Origin of the sequence: Agrobacterium tumefaciens str. B6 (assembly GCF_001541315.1) — a bacterium.
In the GTDB taxonomy this organism is placed as follows: domain Bacteria; phylum Pseudomonadota; class Alphaproteobacteria; order Rhizobiales; family Rhizobiaceae; genus Agrobacterium; species Agrobacterium radiobacter.
In genome coordinates, this window is record NZ_LMVK01000045.1 from 78,602 (window position 1) to 104,211 (window position 25,610).

General features: G+C 61.0%; 25 protein-coding genes and 1 riboswitch. Of the genes, 17 read left to right on the forward strand and 8 right to left on the reverse strand.

What is annotated here, in order from left to right; all coding sequences use genetic code 11:
- Positions 1-30 precede the first annotated feature (30 nt).
- A complete protein-coding gene (locus ASB65_RS21440; RefSeq protein ID WP_060725312.1) occupies positions 31-1,308 on the forward strand; it encodes an L-fuconate dehydratase in 1,278 nt (425 codons plus the stop codon).
- Here the strand turns inward: ASB65_RS21440 and cobD are convergent.
- Positions 1,290-2,336: a threonine-phosphate decarboxylase CobD gene (gene cobD / locus ASB65_RS21445; protein ID WP_060725313.1), complete on the reverse strand. Its 1,047-nt coding sequence runs from the start codon at positions 2,334-2,336 to the stop codon at positions 1,290-1,292. The two genes, ASB65_RS21440 and cobD, sit on opposite strands and share 19 nt — an antisense overlap.
- Here cobD and cbiB point away from each other — a divergent pair.
- Complete coding sequence (gene cbiB / locus ASB65_RS21450; protein ID WP_060725314.1) at positions 2,335-3,300, forward strand: adenosylcobinamide-phosphate synthase CbiB; 966 nt, start codon at positions 2,335-2,337, stop codon at positions 3,298-3,300. The two genes, cobD and cbiB, sit on opposite strands and share 2 nt — an antisense overlap.
- Here cbiB and ASB65_RS21455 read toward each other — a convergent pair.
- Both ASB65_RS21455 and cobO read right to left on the reverse strand, forming a co-directional pair.
- Positions 3,287-4,744: a cobyric acid synthase gene (locus tag ASB65_RS21455; protein ID WP_060725315.1), complete on the reverse strand. Its 1,458-nt coding sequence runs from the start codon at positions 4,742-4,744 to the stop codon at positions 3,287-3,289. The two genes, cbiB and ASB65_RS21455, sit on opposite strands and share 14 nt — an antisense overlap.
- A 1-nt stretch (position 4,745) precedes the next feature.
- Positions 4,746-5,363: a cob(I)yrinic acid a,c-diamide adenosyltransferase gene (gene cobO / locus ASB65_RS21460; RefSeq protein ID WP_060725462.1), complete on the reverse strand. Its 618-nt coding sequence runs from the start codon at positions 5,361-5,363 to the stop codon at positions 4,746-4,748.
- A 134-nt stretch (positions 5,364-5,497) separates the two neighbouring features.
- A riboswitch (cobalamin riboswitch) is annotated at positions 5,498-5,714 on the forward strand.
- A gap of 118 nt (positions 5,715-5,832) precedes the next feature.
- Between cobO and ASB65_RS21465 the strand changes: the two genes are divergently transcribed.
- Genes ASB65_RS21465 through ASB65_RS21495 form a run of 7 tightly spaced genes read left to right on the forward strand, consistent with a single transcriptional unit; the run spans position 5,833 to position 14,151 of the window.
- Entirely contained in the window at positions 5,833-6,258 is a 426-nt protein-coding gene (locus tag ASB65_RS21465) for a DUF1636 family protein (RefSeq protein WP_060725316.1), read from the forward strand.
- On the forward strand, positions 6,255-7,292 hold the full coding sequence (cobW, locus tag ASB65_RS21470) for a cobalamin biosynthesis protein CobW (protein ID WP_003505281.1): 1,038 nt from the start codon (positions 6,255-6,257) through the stop codon (positions 7,290-7,292). Before ASB65_RS21465 ends, cobW begins: the two co-directional genes overlap by 4 nt.
- Before the next feature lie 2 nt (positions 7,293-7,294).
- Positions 7,295-10,645 (forward strand): cobaltochelatase subunit CobN, encoded by a 3,351-nt coding sequence (gene cobN, locus ASB65_RS21475; RefSeq protein ID WP_060725317.1) that lies wholly within the window; start codon positions 7,295-7,297, stop codon positions 10,643-10,645.
- Positions 10,645-12,000, forward strand: coding sequence for a precorrin-3B synthase (gene cobG, locus ASB65_RS21480; protein WP_060725318.1), 1,356 nt, complete (start codon positions 10,645-10,647; stop codon positions 11,998-12,000). Before cobN ends, cobG begins: the two co-directional genes overlap by 1 nt.
- The gene (locus ASB65_RS21485; RefSeq protein WP_060725319.1) at positions 11,997-12,629 is read left to right on the forward strand and encodes a precorrin-8X methylmutase; all 633 of its coding nucleotides are present in this window, start codon (positions 11,997-11,999) and stop codon (positions 12,627-12,629) included. Before cobG ends, ASB65_RS21485 begins: the two co-directional genes overlap by 4 nt.
- Complete coding sequence (locus ASB65_RS21490) at positions 12,626-13,393, forward strand: precorrin-2 C(20)-methyltransferase (protein WP_060725320.1); 768 nt, start codon at positions 12,626-12,628, stop codon at positions 13,391-13,393. Before ASB65_RS21485 ends, ASB65_RS21490 begins: the two co-directional genes overlap by 4 nt.
- The gene (locus tag ASB65_RS21495; RefSeq protein ID WP_060725321.1) at positions 13,390-14,151 is read left to right on the forward strand and encodes a precorrin-3B C(17)-methyltransferase; all 762 of its coding nucleotides are present in this window, start codon (positions 13,390-13,392) and stop codon (positions 14,149-14,151) included. The genes ASB65_RS21490 and ASB65_RS21495 overlap by 4 nt, the downstream gene beginning before the upstream one ends.
- Here the strand turns inward: ASB65_RS21495 and ASB65_RS21500 are convergent.
- A complete protein-coding gene (locus ASB65_RS21500) occupies positions 14,118-14,900 on the reverse strand; it encodes a cobalt-precorrin-6A reductase (RefSeq protein ID WP_060725322.1) in 783 nt (260 codons plus the stop codon). The genes ASB65_RS21495 and ASB65_RS21500 overlap by 34 nt on opposite strands.
- On the opposite strand from ASB65_RS21500, the gene ASB65_RS21505 reads away from it, so the two are divergent.
- Genes ASB65_RS21505 through cobM form a run of 3 tightly spaced genes read left to right on the forward strand, consistent with a single transcriptional unit; the run spans position 14,899 to position 17,341 of the window.
- Positions 14,899-16,158, forward strand: a complete 1,260-nt coding sequence (locus ASB65_RS21505; RefSeq protein WP_060725323.1) for a bifunctional cobalt-precorrin-7 (C(5))-methyltransferase/cobalt-precorrin-6B (C(15))-methyltransferase — start codon at positions 14,899-14,901, stop codon at positions 16,156-16,158. The genes ASB65_RS21500 and ASB65_RS21505 overlap by 2 nt on opposite strands.
- Positions 16,152-16,571: a cobalamin biosynthesis protein gene (locus ASB65_RS21510; RefSeq protein WP_060725324.1), complete on the forward strand. Its 420-nt coding sequence runs from the start codon at positions 16,152-16,154 to the stop codon at positions 16,569-16,571. Before ASB65_RS21505 ends, ASB65_RS21510 begins: the two co-directional genes overlap by 7 nt.
- Positions 16,568-17,341, forward strand: a complete 774-nt coding sequence (gene cobM / locus ASB65_RS21515; RefSeq protein WP_060725325.1) for a precorrin-4 C(11)-methyltransferase — start codon at positions 16,568-16,570, stop codon at positions 17,339-17,341. Before ASB65_RS21510 ends, cobM begins: the two co-directional genes overlap by 4 nt.
- On the opposite strand, the gene ASB65_RS21520 is transcribed toward cobM, so the two are convergent.
- Positions 17,296-18,426, reverse strand: coding sequence for a cobalt-precorrin-5B (C(1))-methyltransferase (locus ASB65_RS21520; RefSeq protein WP_060725463.1), 1,131 nt, complete (start codon positions 18,424-18,426; stop codon positions 17,296-17,298). The two genes, cobM and ASB65_RS21520, sit on opposite strands and share 46 nt — an antisense overlap.
- A 58-nt stretch (positions 18,427-18,484) precedes the next feature.
- Here ASB65_RS21520 and cobA point away from each other — a divergent pair, with 58 nt between their 5' ends.
- The 3 genes from cobA to ASB65_RS21535 all read left to right on the forward strand — a co-directional run bounded on the left by cobA (position 18,485) and on the right by ASB65_RS21535 (position 22,054).
- The gene (gene cobA, locus ASB65_RS21525; RefSeq protein ID WP_003505268.1) at positions 18,485-19,273 is read left to right on the forward strand and encodes a uroporphyrinogen-III C-methyltransferase; all 789 of its coding nucleotides are present in this window, start codon (positions 18,485-18,487) and stop codon (positions 19,271-19,273) included.
- Positions 19,270-20,586 carry a cobyrinate a,c-diamide synthase gene (locus ASB65_RS21530; RefSeq protein WP_060725326.1) on the forward strand — a complete coding sequence of 439 codons (1,317 nt, stop codon included), beginning with the start codon at positions 19,270-19,272 and terminating at the stop codon, positions 20,584-20,586. The genes cobA and ASB65_RS21530 overlap by 4 nt, the downstream gene beginning before the upstream one ends.
- Positions 20,587-20,809: 223 nt before the next feature.
- Positions 20,810-22,054 (forward strand): cytochrome-c peroxidase, encoded by a 1,245-nt coding sequence (locus tag ASB65_RS21535; protein WP_060725464.1) that lies wholly within the window; start codon positions 20,810-20,812, stop codon positions 22,052-22,054.
- Here ASB65_RS21535 and leuB read toward each other — a convergent pair.
- The 3 genes from leuB to ASB65_RS21550 form a co-directional block, all read right to left on the reverse strand.
- Complete coding sequence (gene leuB, locus ASB65_RS21540; protein WP_020809681.1) at positions 22,035-23,147, reverse strand: 3-isopropylmalate dehydrogenase; 1,113 nt, start codon at positions 23,145-23,147, stop codon at positions 22,035-22,037. The two genes, ASB65_RS21535 and leuB, sit on opposite strands and share 20 nt — an antisense overlap.
- A gap of 222 nt (positions 23,148-23,369) precedes the next feature.
- The gene (gene leuD, locus ASB65_RS21545) at positions 23,370-23,975 is read right to left on the reverse strand and encodes a 3-isopropylmalate dehydratase small subunit (protein WP_003505261.1); all 606 of its coding nucleotides are present in this window, start codon (positions 23,973-23,975) and stop codon (positions 23,370-23,372) included.
- Between the two features lie 164 nt (positions 23,976-24,139).
- Entirely contained in the window at positions 24,140-24,370 is a 231-nt protein-coding gene (locus ASB65_RS21550; protein ID WP_060725327.1) for a hypothetical protein, read from the reverse strand.
- 110 nt (positions 24,371-24,480) lie between these two features.
- Here ASB65_RS21550 and ASB65_RS21555 point away from each other — a divergent pair, with 110 nt between their 5' ends.
- Together ASB65_RS21555 and ASB65_RS21560 are read left to right on the forward strand one after the other, a co-directional pair.
- Complete coding sequence (locus ASB65_RS21555; RefSeq protein WP_060725328.1) at positions 24,481-25,392, forward strand: HpcH/HpaI aldolase/citrate lyase family protein; 912 nt, start codon at positions 24,481-24,483, stop codon at positions 25,390-25,392.
- A complete protein-coding gene (locus ASB65_RS21560; RefSeq protein ID WP_003505258.1) occupies positions 25,389-25,595 on the forward strand; it encodes a DUF1737 domain-containing protein in 207 nt (68 codons plus the stop codon). The genes ASB65_RS21555 and ASB65_RS21560 overlap by 4 nt, the downstream gene beginning before the upstream one ends.
- Positions 25,596-25,610: the final 15 nt, after the last annotated feature.

Sequence of the window (25,610 nt, forward strand, 5' to 3'; positions counted from 1 at the left end):
TCCTTTGACACTGACCGCGAGTGACCGGCCATGACCAAAATTACTGATCTGCGTGTTTTCGACCTGCGTTTTCCGACCTCCCAAAGTCTCGACGGTTCGGATGCGATGAACCCCGACCCGGATTATTCGGCGGCTTATGTCATTCTCGATACCGATGAGGCGGGTCTCAAAGGCCACGGGCTGACCTTCACCATCGGCCGCGGCAATGACATCTGCTGCATGGCCATCGAAGCGATGCGTCATCTGGTGGTCGGCACCGATCTTGCCACCGTTACCGAGAACCCCGGCAAATATTGGCGGCATCTGACGAGCGACAGCCAGCTGCGCTGGATCGGCCCGGACAAGGGCGCGATGCATCTCGCCACCGGCGCCGTTGTGAATGCGGTATGGGATCTGCTGGCAAAGAAGGCGGGCAAGCCGGTGTGGCAGCTTGTCGCCGATATGAGCCCGGAAGAAATCGCCGATATCGTCGATTATCGCTATCTGACCGACGTGCTGACCCGTGATGATGCGCTCGCGATCCTCAAAAAAGCCGAAAGCGGCAAGAAGGAACGTATCGAGACGCTGAAGAACGAAGGTTACGCCTGCTATACCACGTCGGCCGGCTGGCTTGGCTATGACGACGCCAAGCTGCGCCGTCTTTGCCAGGAAGCCATCGATGCCGGTTTCAACCATGTGAAGATGAAGGTCGGCCGTGATCTGGAAGACGACATTCGCCGTCTAACCATAGCCCGCGAGGTGATTGGTCCCGACCGTTACCTGATGATCGATGCCAATCAGGTGTGGGAAGTTGATCAGGCAATCGAGTGGGTGAATAAGCTCGCCTTTTCCAAGCCCTTCTTCATCGAAGAACCGACCAGCCCGGATGATGTCGCTGGCCATCGCAAAATTCGTGCTGCCATCGGCTCGGTGAAGGTGGCGACGGGCGAAATGTGCCAGAACCGGATCATGTTCAAGCAGTTCATCGCTGAAGGCGCGATCGATGTGGTGCAGATCGACAGCTGCCGCATGGGTGGCTTGAACGAGGTGCTGGCGGTTCTCCTGATCGCCGCCAAATACAATTTACCGGTTTGGCCGCATGCCGGCGGCGTCGGCCTTTGCGAATATGTGCAGCATCTGTCGATGATCGACTATCTGGTGGTATCTGGTACGAAGGAAGGCCGCGTGATCGAATATGTAGATCATCTGCACGAGCACTTCATCGAACCCTGCGATATCAGAAACGCCGCTTACATGCCGCCGAAACTGCCGGGCTTCTCCATCGAAATGAAGCCGGAGTCGATCGAGACCTACACCTTCGAGGAATAACCGAGGGATGACAGCGCCTCCTTAAGGCGCTGCCACTCCGTTTCGCTCCCGGGAAGGCCGAAACGCACGTCGTTCGGCCTTTCATCAAAAATGCGGACCAGAATGCCGTGTTGGCCAAGATGGCTGAACAGTTCGGTGGCCCGGGGGGTGCGCACCAGAGTGAAAAGGGACGTGCCGCCGGCAATCGCCTGTCCCGCTTTTTCCAGCATGTCATTCATGCGCCGAGAGTCTTCGGCAAGGCGCAGACGCATGGAAGATTGCCATTTCTTATCCGCCAGAGCCTGCGTCGCGATATGAAGCGCCGGGCCAGAAACCGCCCAGGGGCCGAGCCTTGCTTCAAGTTCAGCGGCGATATCGGGCTGTGCAATGGCGAAACCCAGCCGAACGCCCGCCATGCCGTAAAATTTGCCGAATGAGCGCAGGACCACCAGCGCTTCCTGACCGGTGGCATTCGCGAGGCTTTCGGCAAGTCCCGTCTCGGTGAAGGCTTCGTCCACGACGAGCAATCCGCCCTTGAGGCGCATGGCTTCGGCTAGCGACAGCAACGCTGCGCGATCTGTGATGCGGCCATCGGGATTATTGGGATTGACCACCACGGCATAATCGTGAGCCGATAGCTCCCGGGTGTTTTCCACCTCGGTCACGGCCAGTCCGGCCATCCGCGCGGTCCGGGCATGTTCCGCATAAGCGGGCGAAAGCACGGCGCCGCTATTGGCCCCGCGAGCAAGTGCAATCTGAGCCAGCAATGGCATCAGCATCTGGGTGCCGGGTGAAAGCACCACATGCCGGGCGGAAGGCGCGTCGAAATGGGCTGCAGCCAGCTGTTTCAATTCTTCGGCGGCATCCGGTTCCGGCAGGCGGGTGAATGCGCTGGCGGGAACGGCCGAATGCGGATAGGAGTGCGGATTGATCCCGGTCGAAAGGTCGATCCACGGTGCCGGCGCTTCAGGAAACATCAGACGCGCCCTGCCGAGATTGCCGCCGTGACGGATCGCAGCCCGCGCCTTTTCTGGTACTGTTTCACCCATGTTCTTTGCTCTCGCTTTCCTGTCGCTCTTGATCGAACGCCTGACCGGTTATCCGGACTGGCTGTTCAAACGCATCGGCCATCCCGTAACCTGGGTCGGTTCGCTTATCGCGCTGCTGGACAAAAAATGGAACCGGGAGAACGCGTCATTTTCACAGCGCAAGGCGGCAGGTGTGGCGGCTCTGGCCGGTTTCGTCGGGCTGACGCTGCTCCTTGCATGGTTTGCGCAATCCACCCTGCTTTTTCTGCCCTTCGGCATTTTGCTGGTTGCCGTGCTGGGCGCTTCGCTTCCGGCGCAGAAAAGTCTTGAGCAGCATGTGGAGGCTGTCGCCACTGCTCTGGAGCGCGAGGGCGTGGGCGGTGGCCGCAAGGCGGTATCGATGATCGTCGGGCGCGATCCGCAAAAGCTTGATGAGGCGGCGATCTGCCGGGCGGCGATCGAAAGTCTGGCCGAGAATTTTTCCGACGGCATCGTTGCACCCGCCCTGTGGCTCGGTCTCCTGGGCCTGCCGGGCGGCGCGGCTTACAAGGCGATCAATACGGCTGACAGCATGATCGGCCATCGCTCACTCCGCCATGAGGCCTTCGGCTGGGCCTCGGCCCGGCTGGACGATCTGGTCAATCTGCCGGCGTCGAGACTGAGTGGCGGCCTTTTCGTGGCTGCTTCGTTTTTCGTGAAGGGCGCATCACCCGGCGGGGCCATTGCCGCGATACGTCGCGATGCCCGTCATCACCGTTCCCCCAATGCCGGCTGGCCGGAGGCGGCGCTGGCCGGCGCCCTGGGCTTCGCGCTTGCAGGGCCGCGCTCCTATGGCGGGCAGATGATCGAGGCGCGCTTCATGGGCGAAGGCGGGAGGGCGACGCTGGTTGCGGGGGATATTCGCAGGGCGCTGGAGCTGGCGCGGGTTGCCGACCTGCTGTTGATCGGCCTGTTCGGACTTCTGGCGATCCTTATCGCGCTATAGCCAGCAGACGGTCGAGATCGAGGTGCTGCTCCATATGCGCCGCAAGATGATCGAGGACGGCCTCCACCTGCGCATCATAGTTCAGGTCCGCGCCCTGCCCGCCGAGCCGCTCCAGCCATGCGCCGCGTTGGCGATCATCCGCGAAAAGACCGTGAATATAGGTGCCGAAGACGCGGCCAGAGGCCGAGATGGCGCCATCATTATGCCCATCGAGCGTCGAGAACGGCAGATGGTCCGTCATGCCTGTGGTTTCGCCGACATGCATTTCGTAGCCGGATAAATCTATGCCGTCGAAACTCGTGCCGCGAACGGAAATGAGCCGCTTGTCGCCCGTCAGAACCGTGTCCACATCCAGCAGGCCCATTCCCTCGACCGTCGCTGGCGATCCTTCGATACCGTCAGGATCGGCAACTGTTTTTCCAAGCATCTGGTATCCGCCGCAGAGACCCAGAACATAGCCGCCGCGTCTTACATGCGCCTTGATATCAATGTCCAGGCCAGCATTCTTCAGCACGGCAAGGTCGGCGATAGTGGATTTCGAGCCGCACAGCAGGATCAGCCGGCAATCGGCGGGAATGGTTTCGCCCGGCCGCACGCGGATCAGTTCGACATCGGGTTCCATGTCCAGGGGATCGAGATCATCGAAATTGGAAATATGCGGCAGGATCGGCACGGCAATGCGCATCTTCGCGCCAGGTTTCCGTTCAGCCGGGCCGGAAAGCCCGAGAGCATCCTCCGCCGGCAATTGTGCGGCGTCGGCAAAATGCGGCAGAAGCCCGATGGAGGCCCAGCCGGTCTTTTCCGCAATTATCCGCATGCCGTCCGAAAACAGGGCCGGATCACCGCGAAAGCGGTTGACGATAAAACCTTCGATCATAGCCGCGTCTTCAGCTTCGAGCACGGCTTTGGTGCCGACGAGGCTGGCGATGACGCCGCCGCGGTCGATATCGCCGATCAGGATCACGGGTGCATCAGCAGCTCTCGCAAAACCCATATTGGCGATGTCATTGGCACGCAGGTTGATTTCGGACGCGCTGCCTGCCCCTTCCACCAGCACCAGATCGGCCTGCTGTTTCAGGAGCTCGAAGCTTTCCAGCACGCGCGGCATCAGTCCGGCCTTCATGTGCTGGTAATCGGCCGCTTTGGCATTGCCGGCGATCTTGCCCTGCACCACCACCTGTGCGCCGGTTTCGCTCTGCGGCTTCAGGAGCACCGGGTTCATGTGCACGGAAAGCGGCACGCCCGCCGCCCGCGCCTGCAGCGCCTGCGCGCGGCCAATCTCGCCGCCATCGGCGGTCACGGCCGCATTGTTCGACATGTTCTGCGGCTTGAACGGCATGACAGACAGGCCGCGCCTGACGAAGGCACGGGCAAGGCCGGCCACCATCAGCGATTTGCCGACATCCGAGCCGGTTCCCTGAAACATCAGCACGCGTGCAGCCATGTCAGAATTCTATCCCCGCCTGCGCCTTCACACCCGCCTTGAAGTGATGTTTGACGAGGGTCATTTCCGTCACCATGTCGGCGGCGTCAATGAGCGGTTGCTTGGCGTTGCGGCCGGTAACGATGACATGCAGATCGGGCCTGCGGCTGGAAAGCGTTTCGACCACCTCCTTCAGCGGCAGGTAATCGTAACGGAGCGCGATGTTCAGCTCATCGAGGATCAGCAGGCCGATGGTTTCGTCTGCCATCAGGATCTTGGCTTCTTCCCAGGCCTTTGCCGCCGCTGCGACATCGCGTTTCAGATCCTGCGTGTCCCAGGTGAAACCCTCGCCCATGGTGCGCCAGACGACCTTGTCGCCGAACAAGGTCAGCGCCTGCTGTTCGCCCGTCGACCATGCCCCCTTGATGAATTGCACCACGCCGACCCTGCGTCCGGTGCCGAGCATGCGCAGGGCAAGGCCGAAAGCGGCGGTGGATTTGCCCTTGCCCGGGCCGGTATTAATCATCAGCAGACCCTTTTCAATGGTCTTTTCCGCAACTTCGGCATCCTGCACCGTCTTGCGGTTGACCATTTTCTGCCGGTGGCGTTCGGCCTCGCTGTCGCTGATGTCGCGTGTCATTGCATTTTCCTTTTCATCCAGCCGTGCGGGATCCAGTGCCCCCGACATTCGGAGCGGCGACTATACCCAATTTGCCGCACCCGGCAATGTGCCGCCGCAGGGCCCGCAGCATTGACCCTCACGCCCGTTCAGCCTAAGGGTAACGGACTGACGGTCTTTTCCCGGCAACGGGAAAAGCTAAGAGGGAACACGGTTCCAACCCGATTACCGGGTCATTCCGTGGCTGCCCCCGCAACTGTAAGCGGTAAGCCCGCACCGTAAAGCCACTGGACCCTTGAAGATGGTTCGGGAAGGCGGTGTCAGGGTGTAAAGCCGCGAGCCAGGAGACCTGCCGTTTCAGGAAAAACGTCTGCCGGGCGGGGTGCTCCGGTCAGTCGGTTAGATCGAACATCCGGTTTGCGCCTGTCCGCATGCCGTTTTCGACATCCGCACCCCGAGATTTTTTGCAAGGCGCGGGAAACGATACGGTTTGGATATTTCAGCGACATCTTCTTCTACGAGTGGAAACACGCAGGACGAAACGGCGTCCGGCGTGACCGTCTTCATTTGCAGAAGCTGCCGCGATGAAGCCGACGCCAATGCCGAACCGCGCCCCGGTTCGCGTCTCGCCGATGCCGTCATGGCAAAGGCGGAGGAAACGGGTGTCACCGTTCGTTCCGTCAACTGTCTTGCCAATTGCAAGCGTGGCCTCAGCGCCGTGCTGCGCAGCGCCAATGGCTGGTCCTATGTATTCGGCGGGCTGACGACCGGTGATGCGGAAGATTTGCTGACCGGCGCGCGGCTGCTGGCTGCCGCCCCCGATGGCCTGATGCCCTGGCGCGGCCGCCCCGAACCATTAAAGCGCGGCATGGTGGCGCGCATTCCCCCATTCGATTTTACCGAGGAGAGATCATGAGCACCCTTCTGGACCGCGTTCCCTGCACCATCGTTACCGGTTTTCTGGGGGCCGGCAAAACCACGCTGCTGCGCGGTCTTCTCGAAAAGCTTGACGGCAAGCGGCTGGCGATCATCGTCAATGAATTCGGCGATATCGGCATCGATGGCGAAATTCTGAAAGGCTGCGGTATTGAAAGCTGCCCGGAAGAAAACATCGTCGAGCTGGCCAATGGCTGCATCTGCTGTACAGTGGCGGATGATTTCCAGCCCGCCATCGAACAGATTCTGAGCCGCCAGCCGAAGGTGGAGCATATCCTCATCGAGACCTCTGGCCTTGCCCTGCCGAAGCCGCTTGTGCAGGCTTTCCAGTGGCCGGCCATCAAGAGCCGCGTGACGGTGGATGCCGTCGTGGCCGTGGTGGATGGCGCTGCCCTCGCCGAAGGGCAGGTGGCGCATGACATGGAAGCGCTAGCCGCTCAGCGCGCCAATGACGAGGCGCTCGATCATGATGACCCGGTCGAAGAGGTTTTCGAGGATCAGGTCGCCTGCGCTGATCTTATTGTGCTGACCAAGGCCGATCTTCTTGACGATGCCGGCCTGGACAAGGCCAAGGCGCATATTCTCGAACATCTGCCGAAGGCAGCAAAGATCGTCGTGGCCTCCAATGGCGCTATTGATCCCGCCGTGCTGATCGGTCTTGGCCTTGCGGTGGAAGAGGATATCGAAAACCGCCGCACCCACCATGATGGCGAGCTTGACCACGAGCATGACGATTTCGACAGCTTCGTCATCGATTTGCCGGCCGTCACCGACCCGGAAGCACTGGCTATCCGTATCGCCGAGACGGCTGCTGCGGAAAATGTCTTGCGGATCAAGGGCTTCATCGAGGTTTCCGCAAAGCCGATGCGCCTGCAGGTGCAGGCTGTCGGCAGCCGCGTCAACCACTATTACGACCGGCCCTGGGCCGCGGGTGAAGAACGCCGCAGCCGTCTCGTCGTCATCGGTGAAAAGGGCTTGAACCGCGAAAAGATCGAGCAGATGCTGGCCGCCTGACGATGCATATTCTCGCCACCACATCCTCGTCTCTGGACGACCTGATAGAGCCGGTTGATCTCAACCAGCCCCGGTCGGATGTGGTGATGCTGTCGTTTTCGGCCAGTGATCTGGCCGGGCTGGAACAGGCCTGGCGGCGAACCGAGGGTACACCACCCTCCCTGTCCGCCGCCAACCTGTCCGAGCTTCGGCACCCCATGTCGGTCGATCTGTGGATTGAAAAGACGACGGAACACGCCAAGGTTATTCTTATTCGGATTCTCGGCGGTGCAGAACGCTGGCGCTACGGTGTCGATCAGCTTTCCATTCTGGCGCGCAGGCGCGGCATAAGGCTGCTGCTCCTGCCGGGAGAATGCAGCGACCGAGATGAAAAGCTTGAAGCGGCATCAACCGTCGACCGGCGGACTTTAGCCTCTGCCCTCTCCTTCTTTCGTGAGGGTGGGGAGGAGAATATGGGCCGGCTTGCCGGTGGTCTCACCGCTCTTGCAAAGGGTGAGACATGGCCGGATATCGAGGCTGAACCGCTGCCGAAAGCCGGTTTCTACCGACCCGGCAGGGGCGTCATGGATCGGGCGGAAGCCTGCGAGGGGTTTCCCGCCGGTGCGCCCCTTTTGCCGATCCTCTTTTACCGCTCCATGCTTCTGGCGGCAGATGCTGCACCTGTGGATGCGCTCTTCGAAGCGCTCGAGCAACGCGGTTTTGCACCTTTGCCGATTTTTGTCAGCGGCCTGAAGGATGGCGAGGCGATCCGCTTCCTCGAAACGGTGCTGCCCGATCTCAAACCCGCCGCCATCATTGCCGCCACCGCCTTCGCCAGCCAGACGGATGACGAGGGCACAACCCTGTTCGACCGGCTCGGCGTGCCGGTGTTTCAGGTGGTGATGGCGACGACGCGACGGGACGGCTGGGCGGAAAATGCGCGCGGCCTCAATCCCTCCGATCTTGCCATGCATGTCGTTCTGCCGGAACTGGATGGCCGGATTCTTGCCGGTGCGATCTCGTTCAAACAGGCGCGAATGGATGGTGGCGCGAGTTTGCTCAATGTACCCGAGGCCGATCGCGTCGAGCAGGTGGCAAATCGCATCGCCGCTTTCCTGCGGCTGCGGAATGCCGCTCCACGGGATCGCCGGATCGTCATTCTGATGCCGGATTATCCCGGTGCGGCGCCCGGGCGAACCGGTTATGCCGTCGGTCTTGATGTGCCGCAAAGCGTTCTCGAAATGCTGCGCGATCTCGCTGGCGCAGGTTATGCGGTCGAGGATATTCCTAAGACCGCGCGGGCGCTGCTCGACCGCGTCGAAAAGCAGGAAGCGACGATTGGTCTTTCCGTCTATGAAAGTTTTTTTTCCGCCCTGCCACCTATAGCTGCCGCATCCGTAAATGCGACATGGGGCGCAGCAACCGACGACGACGCATTGGTTGATGGTGCATTCCGGTTTCGTGTCGCCCGTTTCGGCGAAGTATTCGTGGCGCTTGCGCCCGACCGGGGCCGCAACGAGGATCGCCGGGTGGATTACCACGACCCTGCCCTGCCGCCGCGTCACGCGTTAGTCGCTTTCGGTGCGTGGATGCAGCGGGTCGCAGATGCGCATGCCATCGTGCATGTGGGCGCGCACGGCACGCTGGAATGGCTGCCGGGCAAAACGGTTGCGCTTTCCCGTGATTGTTTTCCCGAAATCGTCACCGGCTCGCTGCCCGTAGTCTATCCGTTCATTGTTTCCAATCCAGGCGAAGCGGCGGTCGCCAAGCGGCGTATCGCGGCCGTGACCATCGGCCATGTTCCACCGGTGCTGGTCAATGCCGGGCTTTCCCCGGAACAGTCGGCGCTGGAACAGCTCGTTGATGAATATGCGCAGGCGGATGGGCTGGATCGCCGTCGCCGTGACCGGCTGGCGAAACTGATTGTCGAAAAGGCGCTGGAGACTGGGCTTGCAGCTGAGGCGGGCGTGGGTGTGAAGGATGATGCCGATGCGGCCCTGTCGCGCATCGACGCCTTTCTGTGCGACCTCAAGGATTTCGCCATCAAGGACGGCCAGCATGTTTTTGGCCGCTGTGCCGAAGCCGAGACCGATCTTCTGAGGCTTGAAAGCGCCAAATCGGAAAAAGCTGCCCTGCTGGCTGCGCTTGATGGCCGGCATATCGCCCCCGGCCCCTCCGGCGCACCTGCGCGCGGACGGCTCGATGTGCTGCCCACGGGCCGCAATCTCTATGCCGCCGATCCGCGCACCATGCCGACGCCGACGGCGTTCGAGCTCGGCAAAATGGCGGGCGAAGAGGTGCTGCGCCATCATCTGCAGTCCCACGGCGACTGGCCGAAACATCTGGTCTTCGATCTGTGGGGCAGCGCCGGTCTGCGCCATGGCGGTGAGGATGTGGCCCAAGCGCTGCATCTGATGGGGGCGAGACCGATCCACGATCTCGCCACCGGCCGGGTCACCGGCATCGAGGTTCTGCCGCCGGCGAGCTTGGGGCGGCCGCGTGTCGACGTCACCTTTCGCATATCCGGCCTTTTCCGCGATATGTTTCCGGCACTGATCGCGCTTCTCGACGCTGCCGCCAAGGCTGTTGCGAGGCGGGAGGAAGCGCCGGGCGACAATCCTCTCGCGGAAGAGGCCGTCGCGCCCGGGCATATTCCGGCGCGCATTTTCGGCTCCGCGCCCGGCACCTATGGTGCCGGCATCGAAGAAAAGCTTGCGAGCGGGAAATGGGAAGAACGCGAGGAGCTTGGGCAGGCCTATCTCGAGGCGGCGAGCCACGCTTTCGGTGGTGCAGACGGGCTGGAGATTTTCGAAGATACCGGTTTTGTGGAGCTCGTCAGGCGGGCCGACCTTCTGGTTCATACTGGCGATGATCCGGGTCGTGACCTTCTCGATGGTTCTTCCGATGTCGCCTTTATCGGCGGCTTTTCCGCTGCGAAGGCCGTGCTTGGCGGGGTCGCTGACATCGTGGCGCTGGATACCACAGATCCGGCACGCCCGCGTGCAAGGTCAATGACGCAGGCGCTGACGCGGGTGGTGCGCGCGCGCGCCGTCAATCCACGCTTCATTGCAGGCCAGATGCGGCATGGTCCGCGCGGGGCGGCGGAGTTCGCCGAGACGGTGGACCGGCTGATCGGCTTTGCCGAAACCACACATGCGGTGTCCTCCTCGTTGATCGAGGCGCTTTACGACGCCTATTTCGGCAATGAGGACGTGCGCGATTTCATTCTGCTGGAAAATCCGAAAGCGGCGCAAGTGATGGCCGAACGGTTTTTATCCGCCCGCCGTCGTGGATTGTGGCATAGCCGCCGCAATGCTGTGGATGCGGAACTTGAAATGCTCATCATGCCGCGGCCCCAAAGGGTGGAGGCGTGATGATGGCCGCTGCCGATCCCGTTCAGCCCTTTGGCCGCCGTGGCCTCTGCCCGGCCCTCTCCGTTCCCATGCGCACCGGAGACGGGTTTTTGTCGCGGATCGCTTTCGAGGCGGATATTGCCCCGCGTGATATGGCGGCGCTTTGCCATTTTGCCGAACTGCATGGCAACGGATTGATCGACATTACCGCACGCGGCAGCCTGCAATTTCGCGGCCTGACGCCGGAAAGCGCCCGCGCCCTGGAAAAAGATGTTCTGGCGCTGGATTTGCCGCTGCGTGAGGGACTGGCAGTTGAGACCTCGCTTCTCGCCGGTCGGGATGACGCGGAAATCGCTGATGGCCGCCCACTCGCCGCAGAGATTCGAAAAGAGGCTGACAGGCTCATTCTCCATGAGAAGCTTGCCGCTAAAATGTCTGTCGTCATTGATGGCGGCGGGCTCCTCCCCATGGGAGATTTGCTGGCCGATATTCGCCTGAAAGCACTGTCGCTTGATGGTCGGACCTTCTGGCGATTGCTCGTTGGCGGGCCGGAAAGCAGGGCGCTGAATGCGGGACTGGTCGAGACGGGCGCGGCGGCGGGCGTCGTCGTGTCGCTGCTCGCCTTTCTGGCCGGCAAGGGACCGCTTGCGCGTGGCCGCGATCTGGACCATTCGACCATAAAGACAGTTTGCGGAGATCGCCTGCTCGATCGGGTGATTGCGGACGAAGCCAGGGTGGCTTCTGCACCTTTGGGATTGATGACGACAGGAAATGATTGCTTCGCAGTTGCTGTCGCGCCTGCTTTCGGGCAAATCCGGGCTTGCGATTTGTCCCATCTCTGCGAACGGGCCGGTACGCTCGGCATCAAGGCTCTACGGCCATCCCCAAACCATAGCCTGCTATTTTTCGGATCGTCATCCGCTTGCAACGCCTTGCTTGAGATCGCGCGGGCGGCCGGTTTCATAACGATGGCAGGTGATGCACGCTCTTCCATCGCCGTCTGTCCCGGCGCGCCGGGCTGCGCTTCGGCTTTTCTTCCCACCCATGAACTGGCCGCCTTTGCGTCCGAGGAATGCGCGTCATTGCTGGATGGCTCCTTCACGCTGCATATTTCCGGCTGTGGCAAGGGTTGCGCTCATCCCGCGCCGTCGCTTCTCACTTTTTCCGGCACTGCCGATGGCCTGGTCTTTTCTATTGCAGGCCGCCCCGGCGACGTGCCCGATGGCATTTTACCTTTCCCGCATCAGAGGACGGCGCTTTCGCGGCTTGCCCGTCTTTACGAAAAAGAACATAAGCCCGGGGAAAACGCCGCTACCCTGTTTGCCCGGCTGGGCAAACAGGCGATCGGTGCGGCGCTTCGACAGGATGACCGATGACCGACTATGACTATATTCGCGACGGCAATGCGATCTATGAGCGCTCCTTCGCCATCATTCGCGAAGAAGCGGATTTGTCCGCCTTTACCGAAGAGCAGGCGGATATCGCCATTCGCATGATCCACGCCTGCGGGCAGGTGGAGGCGGCCAGCCATTTCCGATTTTCGCCGGATTTTGTTGCCGCTGCACGTGGTGCTCTACGAGCCGGCAAGCCCGTTCTCTGTGATGCTGAAATGGTGGCCCACGGCGTGACGCGTGCCCGTCTTCCGGCTGATAATGATGTGATCTGCACCCTTCGCGATCCGCGCACGCCTGAGATAGCGCAAAAGATCGGTAATACCCGTTCCGCCGCCGCACTCGATCTCTGGGCCGAGAAGCTGGATGGCGCGTTGGTCGCCATCGGCAATGCGCCGACGGCCCTGTTTTATCTTCTGGGAATGCTGGAAAAAGGCGCGCCGCGCCCCGCCGCCATCATCGGCATGCCCGTTGGTTTTGTCGGTGCGGCGGAATCGAAAGACGCGCTGGAGGCAAGTTCGCTCGGCATCCCCTATGCCATCGTCAAGGGACGCATGGGTGGCTCGGCGATGACGGCTGCCGCCATCAACGCGGTTGCGAGGGCTGGCCTGTGAGCGCGGCTCTTTTTGAAAACCCCAGGGGTAAACTCGTTGGCGTCGGCACCGGCCCCGGTGATCCCGAACTTCTGACGCTGAAAGCCGTTCGTGCCATCGAAAATGCCGATGTGCTCGCCTTCTTCTGCAAAAAGGGTGGCAGCGGTAACGGTCGTGGCATTGTCGAAGCCTTCATTCGCCCCGGTACGCTGGAAATGCCGCTGGTCTATCCGGTAACCGTCGAAAGCGACAAAAACGGCAGCGATTATCGCGATGCGATCGCCGCCTTTTTCGATCAGTCGGCGAAGGATATTGCCGTGCATATCGAGGCCGGGCGCAATGTTGCCGTGCTGTCGGAAGGCGATCCGCTGTTTTACGGTTCTTATATGCACCTTCATTTGCGGCTTGCTCCGTCCTACCCGGCGGAGGTCGTTGCGGGTATCACGGCAATGTCCGGCTGCTGGTCCATGGCCGGTCTGCCGCTGGTGCAGGGCGATGATATTTTGAGCGTCCTTCCCGGCACGCTTAGCGAAGATGTTCTGACGGAACGTTTGTCCGGCACGGACGGTGCGGTGATCATGAAGGTGGGGCGCAACCTGCCAAAGATTCGCCGGGCGCTGGAAAAGGCCGGTAAGCTTGAAGAAGCGCTTTATGTCGAGCGCGGCACGATGGCCAACAGCCATGCGGTGCGGCTCATCGAACGTGATGCATCGCCTGCGCCCTATTTTTCACTGGTTCTGGTGCCGGGCTGGAAAACGAGGCCCTCTGCAGGTGAAAAGCCATGACCGGCAGGCTCGTCGTTGTCGGCCTCGGCCCGGGTAGTGCGGCGCAGGTGACGCCGGAGGCGCTTGCCGCTGTCGATGCCTCGGAGGATTTCTTCGGTTATATTCCCTATCTCGATCGCCTTTCGCTTGGGCCGCACCAGCGTCGCCATGCGTCCGACAATCGCGAGGAGATTTCCCGCGCCGAGCAGGCTTTGCGGCTTGCGGCTTCCGGCGGCAAGGTCTGCGTGGTGTCCGGCGGTGATCCCGGCGTTTTCGCCATGGCGGCGGCAGTTTGCGAGGCGATCGAAAGCGGTCCTTCCGAGTGGCGCGAGATCGATTTTTCCGTCGTGCCCGGCGTGACCGCCATGCTGGCGGTCGCTGCGAGGGCCGGCGCGCCGCTTGGCCATGATTTCTGCGCCATTTCGCTGTCGGACAATCTGAAGCCCTGGAGCATCATTGAAAAACGGCTGATTGCGGCGGCGGATGCAGGGTTTGTCATGGCTTTCTACAATCCCGTCAGCAAGGCGCGTCCGCACCAGCTCGGTACCGCTTTTGATCTGTTGCGGGCGCATTTGCCCGGTTCTGTGCCGGTGATCTTCGGTCGGGCAGCAGGCCGGGCGGATGAGCGTATCCGGGTGATACCTCTTTCGGAAGCCTCGAGCGACATGGCTGACATGGCCACCTGCATCATCGTCGGTTCGGTTGAAACCCGTCTGATTGAACGATCCGGCAAAGAACCGCTGGTTTATTCGCCGCGTTTTTCGAGAAGAGAGAGCTGATGTTGGATGGCGGTGAGCGCAGCTGCAATATCCGGCACCGTCACATCATTCATGGACGCGTCGTTTCGCTTTCGCGGCCGCTCGATCATGATGACCGGCAGGCGGAGCCGTCTTGCGGCCTCGATCTTTCCATAGCTGGCGCTGCCACCGGAATTTTTCGAGACCAATGTCTCGATGCGGTTTTCTTCCAGCATGCGGATTTCATCATCCAGCGCAAAAGGACCACGCGCGGTGATGTAGCGCGCATGCGGCAGTTTCAGTGGCGGCTCCACGGGGTCAACGCTGCGGATGAGATAGCTGTGCTGGGGCGCGGCTTCGAAAGGAAGCAGCTCCTGCCGTCCCAAAGCCAGAAACACGCGCCGGCCTTCGCTGCCGAGCGCAATAACAGCCTGCTCGACGCTGTCGACACCATGCCATGTGTCATCCGGCTGGCACTGCCAGGCGGAACGCGAAAGCGCCACAAGCGGGACCTTGGCAAGCCGCGCCGCCTCAACGGCATTGGTGGAAATCTTCGCCGCATAGGGATGCGTGGCGTCCACCAGAATATCGAAACCCCCGGTGCGAATGAAATCCGCAAGACCTACGGCACCGCCAAAACCGCCACTGCGCATCGGCACCGGCTGTTCGACCGGCGAGAGTGTGCGACCGGCCATGGAAAGCAGAATTCGGTAGCCGGAGTCTTCTGCCAGCCTGCCGGCCAGAATGCGGGCATCCGCCGTGCCGCCAAGGATGAGTATGGAGCGTGTCATGACGTCTGAATATTCCGGAACGGGCGATGCTTCCACAGAAAAGAAAGAGAAGCCGTGGCTTTCCATCGTCGGCATTGGTGAGGATGGGCTCGCGGGGCTGGGCCGGAACGCGATCCAGGCGATAGAGGCGGCCGAGATCGTTTTCGGCGGTAAACGCCATCTGGAACTGGCGGCTGCGGCTGTTCGTGGTGAAGCACGGCGCTGGCCGGTGCCGTTCGACACGGATATGAGTGATGTCGTGGCGCTGCGTGGCAAGCGGGTTTGTGTGCTCGCCTCCGGCGATCCGTTCTTTTATGGCGTCGGCGTCACGCTTCTGCGGCATGTCGAGGCGGATGAGACGGTTTGTCATCCCTCGCCTTCCGCCTTTTCCCTGGCGGCGGCGCGGCTTGGCTGGGGGCTGCAATCGGTCGAATGCGTTTCGCTACACGGCCGTTCCATCGATCTCTTGCGGCCGTATCTCCATGCCGGTGCGCGCATCATTGCGCTTACCTCGGATGCTCACGCCCCGGCTTTGATTGCGGAATTGTTGTCCGATTTGGATTTCGGTCAGTCGGAATTCGTTTTGCTCGAAGCCCTAGGCGGAGAGCGGGAAAAGCAGCGGCAGGTCAGGGCGGCTGATTTCGCCTTTGAAGACATCGACCCGCTGAATGTGGTGGCGATTGATGTCGTCGCGGCTGAGGGTGCCCGTATCCTGCCTTTTGCACAGGGACTGGATGACAGCCTGTTCGAACATGACGGGCAGATCACCAAACGCGAAATCCGCGCCGTGACACTTTCCTCTCTCGCGCCACGGCGGGGCGAATTGTTGTGGGATATCGGTGCCGGTTCGGGTTCGATCGGTATCGAATGGATGCTGTCGCATCCCTCGCTTCGTGCGATCGCCATAGAGCAGCATCCGGAAAGGGCGGAGCGTATCGCCCGCAATGCCGAAGCTTTCGGTGTACCGGGGCTTGAGGTCATGATCGGCGCGGCCCCCGCAGCTTTTGAAGGCTTGCCTCAGCCGGATGTGATTTTCATTGGCGGCGGCGGTAGTGAAACGGGCGTGCTGGAGGGGGCCATGGAGGCCCTGAAACCGGGTGGGCGGCTGGTCGCCAATGCGGTGACGCTGGAAATGGAGGCGGTACTGCTTGCCGCCCATGCGCGGCTTGGCGGTTCGATGATCCGTCTGGATGTATCGCGGGTGGTGGCTGTCGGCTCCATGTCGGGCTGGCGTCCGGCAATGCCGGTGACGCAGTGGAGCTGGGTCAAGCCATGGTGACAGTGGCTGGCATAGGCTGTCGCAAGGGCACGGGTCCGGATGCTGTCATGGCCGCCGTGCGTGCTGCGGAGCATGCTTTTGGCATGACCGCAGAATGCCTGGCGACTGCGCCGCTCAAAGCCGGTGAAGCCGGTCTTACGGCAGCGGCAAAAAGCCTGTCGCTGTCGCTGGAAATCGTATCGCAGGAGCGGCTCGATGCGGTCGCTTCGAAAACAATGACATTTTCACAGGCAAGCCTTGATCATGCCTGCTCGCCAAGTGTCAGCGAAGCGGCGGCGCTTGCCGCCGCCGGAGAGAATGCAAGGCTGGTCGCGCCGCGTCTTGTGGTTGGCGATGTGACGGTAGCCATCGCAACGACTGACGATGCCCCACGTGATAGCGGCTGTGCCATCGAACATGGAGAACAACAATGACGGTTCATTTCATCGGCGCCGGTCCGGGTGCCGCCGATCTCATTACGGTGCGCGGGCGCGATCTTATCACCGCCTGCCCGGTGTGCCTTTATGCGGGTTCACTGGTTCCGAAGGCGCTCATCGATTATTGCCCGCCGGGTGCACGCATTGTCGATACGGCAGCGCTTTCGCTTGACGAGATCGAGGCGGAGTTTGTGGCTGCAGCAGAGGCCGGCAAGGATGTGGCGCGGTTGCATTCCGGCGACCTTTCCGTCTGGAGCGCCATGGGTGAACAGATTCGCCGACTGGAGCGGCTGGGTCTCGATTATACCGTCACGCCCGGCGTGCCCTCCTTTGCCGCTGCAGCCGCCACTTTGCAGCGGGAACTGACGGTGCCGGAAGTGGCGCAGAGCCTTGTACTGACCCGCATTTCCGGTCGAGCATCGAAGATGCCTGACGGTGAGACGCTGAAGGCTTTCGGTGCGACGGGTACGACGCTCGCCATTCATCTCGCCATTCATGCCATCGGCGAGGTGGTGGAAGAACTGGCGCCACTTTACGGCTCCGATTGCCCGGTTGCCATCGTGGTTCGCGCCTCCTGGCCGGATGAGCGGGTTATCAGGGGAACGCTGTTCGACATTGAAGGAAAGCTCGCAGCCGAACCGGTGGAGCGGACGGCCCTGATCTTCGTCGGACGTGGACTTGCCTCGACGGATTTTCGTGAAAGCGCGCTTTATAGCACCGACTATGTCCGGCGGTGCCGATCTCCGAAAGAAGATGCGACGGGCTGATGCGACGGCGTGGAGGCGGTGCGCCCCTTGAGCGTGCCCTGACGATCGAACCCCAGAATATCAAGCGCAATGGCGGGCGTCTTCAGCGCTGTCGCTGCGGTCACCCAGGCTTTTTCCGCCACGACCGCACCGAGGTCTATCCCCGCGCGTTCGGCCAGCTCAAAGGCGTGCGCCACCATGTTGGCCTGACGGATGGCAATGGCGAGGCTTCCGTCTCCTCCGGCTTCCGTCGCCAATCCCGCCAGCGCATCAAGATCGGCCAGTCCCTTCTTGGAGTGCACGTCGAGCATTCCCTGCGCGAGCTTGGTCATCTTGGCGACGCCGCCGGCAATTGTCACCCGCTCGACCGGATGACTGCGCAGGTATTTCAGCATGCCGCCGATGAAATCGCCCATGTCGATCAGCGCGGTTTCCGGCAGATCGTAAAGCGCCTGCCCGGCTTTTTCGGAGGTGTTGCCGGTGGCGCCCAGCACATGGGCGCAGCCGGTCGCGCGCGCCACATCAATGCCACGCCAGATGGAGTGGATCCAGGCGGAGCAGGAAAAGGGAATAACGACGCCTGTTGTGCCGAGGATGGAAATGCCGCCAACAATGCCGAGCCTGCCGTTCAGGGTTTTCTCCGCCAGTTTCTCGCCGTCGCGGACGGAAATCTCGACTTCGAAATCGGCACTTTCTCCAGCCACCTCTCGAATCGCTGTTTCGATCAGCTTGCGCGGTACGGGGTTGATGGCGGGTTCCCCCGGCGGCAGGGGCAGGCCCGGCCGTGTGATGGTGCCTACGCCCTTGCCGGCCTTGAAGGTGATGCCGCTTCCCGTTTGACCTCGTCGCACCGTGCTTTCGATCAGCGCACCATGGGTTACGTCGGGATCGTCACCCGCATCCTTGACGACACCGGCGCGGGCGAAGTTTTCACCCTTTTCCTCGGTGGCGAGGGAAAATGCAGGCCTCGCGCCGCTTGGAAGTTCGACCTCCACAGGGTAAGGAAATTCGCCGGTCAAAAGGGCAGCGCAGGCCGCCTTCGTGGCGGCCGCCGCGCAGGTGCCCGTGGTCCAGCCGCGGCGAAGGGTCTTTCCATCTGTTTCCATATGAATTTCTATAGCCGGGACGGCTTTTTCCGTCATCGTTAAAAAGCAGCCAAGAAGAATGTCGATACCGCAGATTTTGAACAGCATTGCCGCAAAAGGTCCGGTCTTCCAGGCCGGTCACGTCTGGCTCGCGGGCGCAGGGCCGGGCGATGTGCGTTATCTGACGCTGGAAGTGGCGCTCGCGCTGTCTCAGGCCGACGTCATCGTGCGCGATGCTTTGGTGAGCGACGATGTCGTCGCTTTGGGTCCGCAGGCAGAGATTGTTTTTGCCGGTAAAAGGGGCGGCAAGCCTTCCGCAACGCAGGATGACATTACCGCTTCGCTGATCGATTTCGCCGGCCAAGGCAAAAAGGTGCTGCGGCTGAAGGGCGGTGATCCCTTTATTTTCGGGCGTGGCGGTGAAGAGGCGGAGGCGCTTGTCCATGCCGGCATTCCGTTTCGCATATTGCCTGGCATGACATCGTCGTTCACAGCGCTTGCTTCAGCCCGTATTCCCGCCACCATGCGCGGCATCAGCCGTGCCGTAACTCTTGCCACGGGCCACGCAGCGGGCACGGAAGAGGATCTTGACTGGCTGGCGCTGGCGAAAACACGGGAACCCATCGTCGTTTACATGGGGCTGAAGAATATCGGCACGATCGCCGGTCTTCTGATGCAGGGCGGCCGTTCCGGCGAAACGCCCGTCGCCGTCATCATGTCGGCAACGACTGCGCAGGAGCGGATTTTCATCGGTACGCTGGAAAGCATAGCTGACGATGCAATCAGGGAGAATTTCGAAGCGCCGGCTTTGATCGTTATCGGCGAGATTGTTTCGATGCGGGCGCGTCTTGGAGTCTCCGGCTCATGACGGCGCGGGCGATCATCATCGGTGCACCACGCTCCGGCTCCGGCAAGACCAGCGTGACCATCGGCCTGCTCCGGGCCTTTGCCCGACGCGGTATCAAGGTGCGCGGTATCAAGACGGGGCCGGATTACATCGATCCCGGTTTCCACACCTTCGCCACCGGCACACCGGGTCTTAATCTGGATAGCTGGGCCATGCGGCCAGACTTGCTGCGACATCTGTTTTCGCAACAGACCGATGGTGCGGAGCTTGTTCTTATCGAAAGCGCCATGGGCCTGTTCGACGGCATTCCGGTTGCGGAAAATCGCACGGGTTCGGCGGCGGATCTGGCGCGGCTGTTCGGCATTCCCGTGCTGCTCGTGCTGGATGTGTCCGGTCAGTCGCAGACGGCCGCTGCCGTCGCCCACGGTTTTGCTCACTACGATCCGGCCGTTACCATGGCGGCGGTTGTGTTGAACCGGGCGGGCAGCGAAAGACATCGGACGCTGTGCACGGAAGCGATCGAAAAAATCGGCCTTCCCGTTGCCGGCTGCGTGCTGCGTGATCCTTCGCTCATCCTGCCCGAAAGGCATCTGGGGCTGGTGCAGGCCAGCGAACATCCGGAGATCGATGCACATATAGAACGACTGGCCGATGCGATGGAAAAATCCATCGATCTCGATGCCTTGCTTTCACTCGCCGCGCCGGTGGACGTGCCTTCAGGCTCGGTGGATGCGGCAATCGCACCGCCCGGTCAGCGTATCGCGCTGGCGGAGGATGCGGCGTTCACCTTCCTTTACCCGCATCTTAGGAAGCATTGGCAGGCGGCCGGGGCCGAGATCGTGCCGTTCTCACCGCTCGCGGATGAGGCGCCCGACGACAGCTGTGATATCTGCTGGCTACCCGGCGGATATCCCGAGCTTTTCGCCGGGAAGCTTGCGGATGCGGCTGGTTTCAAGGCAGGTATTGCCCGCTTTGCCGCGACAAAGCCTGTGCACGGCGAGTGCGGCGGTTACATGGTGCTCGGCGAGGCGTTGGAAGATGTGGATGGGGTGACCCACGCAATGACCGGGCTTCTGTCGCATGCCACCAGCTTTGCGACGCGCAAGATGAATCTAGGCTACCGGCAGGCAACAATTGCGGCAAGCGGCCCGCTCGGCACGGCGGGGGATGTTCTGCGCGGCCATGAATTCCATTATGCGCGGGTTACTGATGCCGGCAGCGATGAGCCCTTCGCCCAGATTGCTGACGGGCAGGGTCGTCCGCTGGGGCCATCGGGCGGCAGGAGAGGATTTGTCTCAGGCACCTTTTTCCATGCCATCGCCAGAGGCGGTTGACCGTTAACGGCTTTGGTCCGTGGGACCTGCGGCAAAGTGGAGCAAGCTGCGAAAGTTTGTAGGCTTGGATAACGGGAAAGTGCTATAGATCATTTTATAGGGCATGGAAGAGCGGAGTTGTCTGCCGTGATCCATGTTCGGTGAAGCGCAGCCGGACCGAAAGCCGCTTCATATTTCCTGGTCCGAACCTGCCCTCGCGCATTCATATCGAGCGTGCCTACCGATGATGAAACCCGGATTTTTTGTCTCTGCCGCTCTCGCTGCGACCATTTTGCTGGCCCCTTTGGGAACCGACGGCACGGCCGCCCACGGCGGTGAAGATTACGCAACGCTGGAAAAGCTGGGTGCGGCGCTGTTCGACGATCCCAACCTTTCGATGAACCGCACCATGGCCTGTTCCACCTGCCATATGCAGGCTGCCGGTTTTTCCGATGCGCGGGAGAGCGAAAAGGTCGGGCGGGACGTCTCTCTCGGCGACGATGGGATTTCGCTGGGCGACCGCAATGCGCCGACTGCAGCTTATGCCCGCTTCACGCCGCCTTTCGGCAGGAATGCGGCGGGCGAGTATGTCGGCGGGCAATTCTGGGATGGCCGCGCCTCTCTGCTCGAAGATCAGGCGGGCGGTCCGCCGCTTAATCCCCTCGAAATGGGCATGCCGGACAAGACCTCGGTCGTCAAACGGCTCCGGGAAAACCCGGATTATGTCGCGGCTTTCGGCACGCAGTTCGGCAAGGATGTTTTTGAGAGCGACGACACTGCCTATGCCGCGATGACGAAGGCGCTGGCGAGCTTCGAGCGCTCCGATGAATTTTCCACCTTCGATTCCAAATATGATCGTTTCCTGCGTGGTGAGGAGAAGCTGACCGAGCAGGAAGAGCTGGGTCGGGTCCTGATCTCCTCGACGCAATTCACCAATTGCAATACCTGCCACGAAATCCGCGGCGCCAAGGGGCTGGAAGACGGCCTCTTCACCAACCACAAATATTTCAACATCGGCGTTCCAGCCAACACGGCGGTGAGAGCCGCCAACGGCTCGAAGCCGGATGCGGTCGATCTCGGGCTCGCGCAAAATCCTGTTGTGGCCGGCGATCCGGCTGAGCGCGGCAAGTTCAAGGTGCCGACATTGCGCAACGTCGCCGTTACCGCTCCCTACATGCACAACGGGGTGTTCAGAGACCTGCGCACGGTGGTGCTGTTTTATGTAAAATACAAAAGCAAGAAACCCAGCCGCCAGATCAACCCGGAAACCGGCAAGACGTGGGATGCGCCGGAAGTGCCTGAAAATATCGCCATGACGGAACTGACATCCGCACCGGCGCTGGACGACAAGCGTGTGGACGCCATTGTCGCATTTCTGAAGACGCTGACTGACAAAAGATATGAGCATCTTCTGCCGAAAGAAGATGGACAGGCGAACGTGCCGCCTGCCCAGCCGGTTTCGTCAAGCGTTACGCCGAAAGCGCCTTGAATTCGGCGAGAACCGCGTCGCCCATTTCGGAGGTGCCGACCTGGCGGCTGCCCTCGGCCATGATGTCGGCGGTGCGGATGCCCTTGTCGAGCACGTTTGCGATTGCGGTTTCGAGCTTTGTCGCCTCATCCACCATGTTGAACGAGTAGCGAAGGCACATGGCAAAGGACGCGATCATGGCGATGGGGTTGGCGATGCCCTTGCCGGCAATGTCAGGGGCCGAACCATGGACCGGCTCATACATGGCCTTGCGCTTGCCGGTCTTGGCGTCAGGTGCGCCGAGAGAGGCGGACGGCAGCATACCGAGCGAGCCGGTGAGCATGGCGGCGACGTCGGAGAGCATGTCGCCAAAGAGATTGTCGGTGACGATCACGTCGAACTGCTTGGGCTTGCGCACCAGCTGCATGCCGCCGGCATCGGCCAGCATATGTTCCAGCTGAACATCCCTAAACTTGGCGGAATGGGTTTCGGTGACCACCTGGTTCCACAAAACGCCTGATTTCATAACGTTGCGCTTTTCCATCGAGCAGACGCGGTTGTCACGGGTGCGGGCCAGTTCGAAAGCAACGCTGGCGATGCGCTCGATTTCGAACGTATCGTAGATCTGCGTGTCGATGCCGCGCTTCTGGCCGTTGCCGAGATCGATGATCTGCTTCGGTTCGCCGAAATAAACGCCGCCCGTCAGTTCACGGACGATGAGGATATCGAGACCCTCGACCAGCTCCGGCTTCAGCGAGGAAGCGGCAGCGAGCGCCGGGTAGCAGATGGCGGGACGCAGATTTGCGAAAAGTTCGAGATCCTTACGCAGGCGCAGCAAGCCGGCTTCCGGGCGGTGCTCGTAGGGCACGCCATCCCATTTCGGGCCGCCAACGGCGCCGAACAGGATCGCATCGGCGGCAAGCGCCTTTTCCATATCCGCATCGGAAATAGCCACGCCATGGGCGTCGTAGGCAGAGCCGCCGACGAGGCCTTCCGAGACAGTGAAGCCGGCATTGTGCGCGCTGTTCATATAATCGATCAGCTTGCGGACCTCGGCCATGGCTTCGGGGCCGATACCGTCACCGGGCAGCAGGAAAAGCGAACGGACTGTCATGAGAACCCTCCTTGGGCGGCGCGCCGGAAAACATCACGAAGGGTTTTCGGTTGCGGCGAGCGCGGCGTCAAACTCGTTTCCGTCCTGCAGATGCAAAGTCTTATCGCAGCCGGACGGTATCGTGGGCTTCTTATCTCTGCCTCAACGGCTTTTCAAGCAAAGCAAAAGCCGATCCGGTACGGTTTGGTACGGGATCGGCTTTTTTGAAGAGCGGAAATGTCGTCAGGCCCAGGGGCGGACCGAGGCGTTCGCCTTTTCGAACGTGTCGATGGCGCTGGAATGTTCGAGCGTCAGGCCGATATCATCAAGCCCGTTCAGCATGCAGTGACGCTTGAACTCATCGATCTCGAAGGTAATCGTGCCGCCATCGGGGCCGCTGATTTCCTGGCGTTCCAGATCAATCGACAGAACGGCGTTCGATCCGCGCGACGCATCGTCCAGCAGCTTTTCGAGGTTCTCGGGGCTGACGACGACAGGCAGAATGCCGTTCTTGAAACAGTTATTGTAGAAGATGTCGGCGAAGCTGGTGGAGATCACGCAGCGGATGCCGAAATCGAGAAGCGCCCATGGCGCATGTTCGCGTGAGGAGCCGCAACCGAAATTGTCGCCGGCGACAAGGATCTGGGCGTTCTGATAAGCGGGTTTGTTCAGCACGAAATCCGGATTGGGCGAGCCATCCTCAAGATAACGCGACTCGGCAAAGAGGCCCTTGCCAAGGCCGGTGCGCTTGATGGTCTTCAGATAGTCTTTCGGAATGATCATATCGGTGTCGATATTGACCACCGGCATGGGCGCGGCAACGCCCGTCAGCTTGGTGAATTTTTCCATCTATCGCTTCCCGTGTTTCCCTTGAACATAATCCGGCGCGGACAGGCCTGCCGGATATTTTCAGCCGGGAAATACCGCAAAATTAAGCGCTTTAGAAGCGCAAACCCGCGTTCTTCGGTACGCCGTGTGTGGCGCGCTGGCATTTTTGCCGATTTGAGACGATCTCAGAGATCGATAATCGTGCCCTTACCGTCGTTCCAGACGCGCATATCACGCTGGTTACGGGGCTTGACCGGAATGGGGGCCGGCTTCAAACGCGCAGAAAGCAGGCGGGCAGTGCTGAGAACCGCGAGCACGCCGACAAAAGCGACCGTAAGCGACGCGGTGAAAAGGGCGACTATCGCCAGAACTGCAATGCCGGATGCGGCGATGAAAAACGAACGTATGCCTTGCATGATCCAAACCTTTCTATCCAGACGAATGTGGGCCTTCTTCTTCCGGCTTGCAAGAGGATTCAGTGGATTGTCAGCTTGCAGATGTCACAAAAGCTTGACACAAGTGCGGCATGGTCGATTTTTCCGAAAATATTCTTGTGAGACCGCGCCGTTCGCTGCTGTCAGTTCCGGCCATTAATGTCCGGGCGCTGGAAAAAATCCGCGATCTCGATTGTGACGGGGTGATCCTCGATCTGGAGGATTCCGTCGCGCCCGATATGAAGGGCAAGGCGCGGGACAATCTGGAAAAGCTGTTTTTGGGGCAGCCTTTTAGCGGGCGGGAAACCGTTATCCGCATCAATCCGCTTTCGACGCCCGATGGAAAGGCGGATCTGCAGCTCGTGCTTTCCTGCCGGCCGGATGCGGTTCTTTTGCCGAAGGTGGAACAGCCGGCCGATATCAATGAAGTGGCCGATCTTCTGGCCGAAATGGATGCACCGGAGCGCCTGAAAATCTGGGCGATGATCGAAACGCCGCTTGGTGTGCTGAATGCCGCCTCGATTGCTGACGCGGCCCATACGCCGGATGCGCGGCTTGCGGCTTTTGTCATCGGGCTCAACGACCTGCGCAAGGAAACGCGGGTTCCGGCCCTCCCCGGACGCACCTATCTCTTACCGTGGATGATGCAGGTGGTGCTTGCCGCCCGCGCCTACGGGCTCGACGTCATCGACAGCGTCTCGAACGACTTTCGCGATATCGCCGCTTTCGAAGCCGAATGTGAGCAGGGTCGCGCCATGGGGTTCGATGGCAAGATGTTGATCCACCCGGCCCAGATCGAGCCGGCCAACGGGCGCTTCGCGCCGGACGAGGCGGCGGTCGCGGAAGCGCGCGAGATCATTGCCGCTTTCGCAAAACCGGAATCTGTGGAATTGAACGTCATCAACATGAACGGTCGCATGATCGAGCGGCTGCATGTGGTTGAGGCCGAAAGGCTGGTCGCCATGGCCGATATCATCGCACAAAGAAAGGCAAACAGGACGTGAAGGTCTATCGTTTCATAACCGGTCCCGACGACGCGAAATTCTGTCACCGGGTGACCGAGGCGCTGAACAAGGGTTGGGAACTCGCGGGTTCGCCGAGCTATGCCTTCAACGCCGCAAGCGGCGTCATGCATTGCGGCCAGGCCGTGACCAAGGTGGTCGAGGGCAAGGAATACCATCCGGACATGAAGCTCGGCGAGCAGTGAGCGGCGCTAGCCGCC

Coding starts and splice junctions, on each gene's coding strand:
- ASB65_RS21485 (WP_060725319.1), top strand. CDS start 11,997: ATGACCGACTATGACTATATTCGCGACGGCAATGCGATCTATGAGCGC.
- leuD (WP_003505261.1), bottom strand. CDS start 23,975: ATGGAAAAATTCACCAAGCTGACGGGCGTTGCCGCGCCCATGCCGGTG.
- ASB65_RS21495 (WP_060725321.1), top strand. CDS start 13,390: ATGACCGGCAGGCTCGTCGTTGTCGGCCTCGGCCCGGGTAGTGCGGCG.
- ASB65_RS21510 (WP_060725324.1), top strand. CDS start 16,152: ATGGTGACAGTGGCTGGCATAGGCTGTCGCAAGGGCACGGGTCCGGAT.
- cobM (WP_060725325.1), top strand. CDS start 16,568: ATGACGGTTCATTTCATCGGCGCCGGTCCGGGTGCCGCCGATCTCATT.
- cobA (WP_003505268.1), top strand. CDS start 18,485: ATGTCGATACCGCAGATTTTGAACAGCATTGCCGCAAAAGGTCCGGTC.
- ASB65_RS21555 (WP_060725328.1), top strand. CDS start 24,481: ATGGTCGATTTTTCCGAAAATATTCTTGTGAGACCGCGCCGTTCGCTG.
- leuB (WP_020809681.1), bottom strand. CDS start 23,147: ATGACAGTCCGTTCGCTTTTCCTGCTGCCCGGTGACGGTATCGGCCCC.
- ASB65_RS21535 (WP_060725464.1), top strand. CDS start 20,810: ATGATGAAACCCGGATTTTTTGTCTCTGCCGCTCTCGCTGCGACCATT.
- ASB65_RS21505 (WP_060725323.1), top strand. CDS start 14,899: ATGACGTCTGAATATTCCGGAACGGGCGATGCTTCCACAGAAAAGAAA.
- ASB65_RS21530 (WP_060725326.1), top strand. CDS start 19,270: ATGACGGCGCGGGCGATCATCATCGGTGCACCACGCTCCGGCTCCGGC.
- cobG (WP_060725318.1), top strand. CDS start 10,645: ATGATGGCCGCTGCCGATCCCGTTCAGCCCTTTGGCCGCCGTGGCCTC.
- ASB65_RS21440 (WP_060725312.1), top strand. CDS start 31: ATGACCAAAATTACTGATCTGCGTGTTTTCGACCTGCGTTTTCCGACC.
- ASB65_RS21500 (WP_060725322.1), bottom strand. CDS start 14,900: ATGACACGCTCCATACTCATCCTTGGCGGCACGGCGGATGCCCGCATT.
- ASB65_RS21550 (WP_060725327.1), bottom strand. CDS start 24,370: ATGCAAGGCATACGTTCGTTTTTCATCGCCGCATCCGGCATTGCAGTT.
- cobD (WP_060725313.1), bottom strand. CDS start 2,336: ATGGGTGAAACAGTACCAGAAAAGGCGCGGGCTGCGATCCGTCACGGC.
- cobO (WP_060725462.1), bottom strand. CDS start 5,363: ATGACACGCGACATCAGCGACAGCGAGGCCGAACGCCACCGGCAGAAA.
- ASB65_RS21455 (WP_060725315.1), bottom strand. CDS start 4,744: ATGGCTGCACGCGTGCTGATGTTTCAGGGAACCGGCTCGGATGTCGGC.
- cobN (WP_060725317.1), top strand. CDS start 7,295: ATGCATATTCTCGCCACCACATCCTCGTCTCTGGACGACCTGATAGAG.
- cobW (WP_003505281.1), top strand. CDS start 6,255: ATGAGCACCCTTCTGGACCGCGTTCCCTGCACCATCGTTACCGGTTTT.
- cbiB (WP_060725314.1), top strand. CDS start 2,335: ATGTTCTTTGCTCTCGCTTTCCTGTCGCTCTTGATCGAACGCCTGACC.
- ASB65_RS21520 (WP_060725463.1), bottom strand. CDS start 18,426: ATGGAAACAGATGGAAAGACCCTTCGCCGCGGCTGGACCACGGGCACC.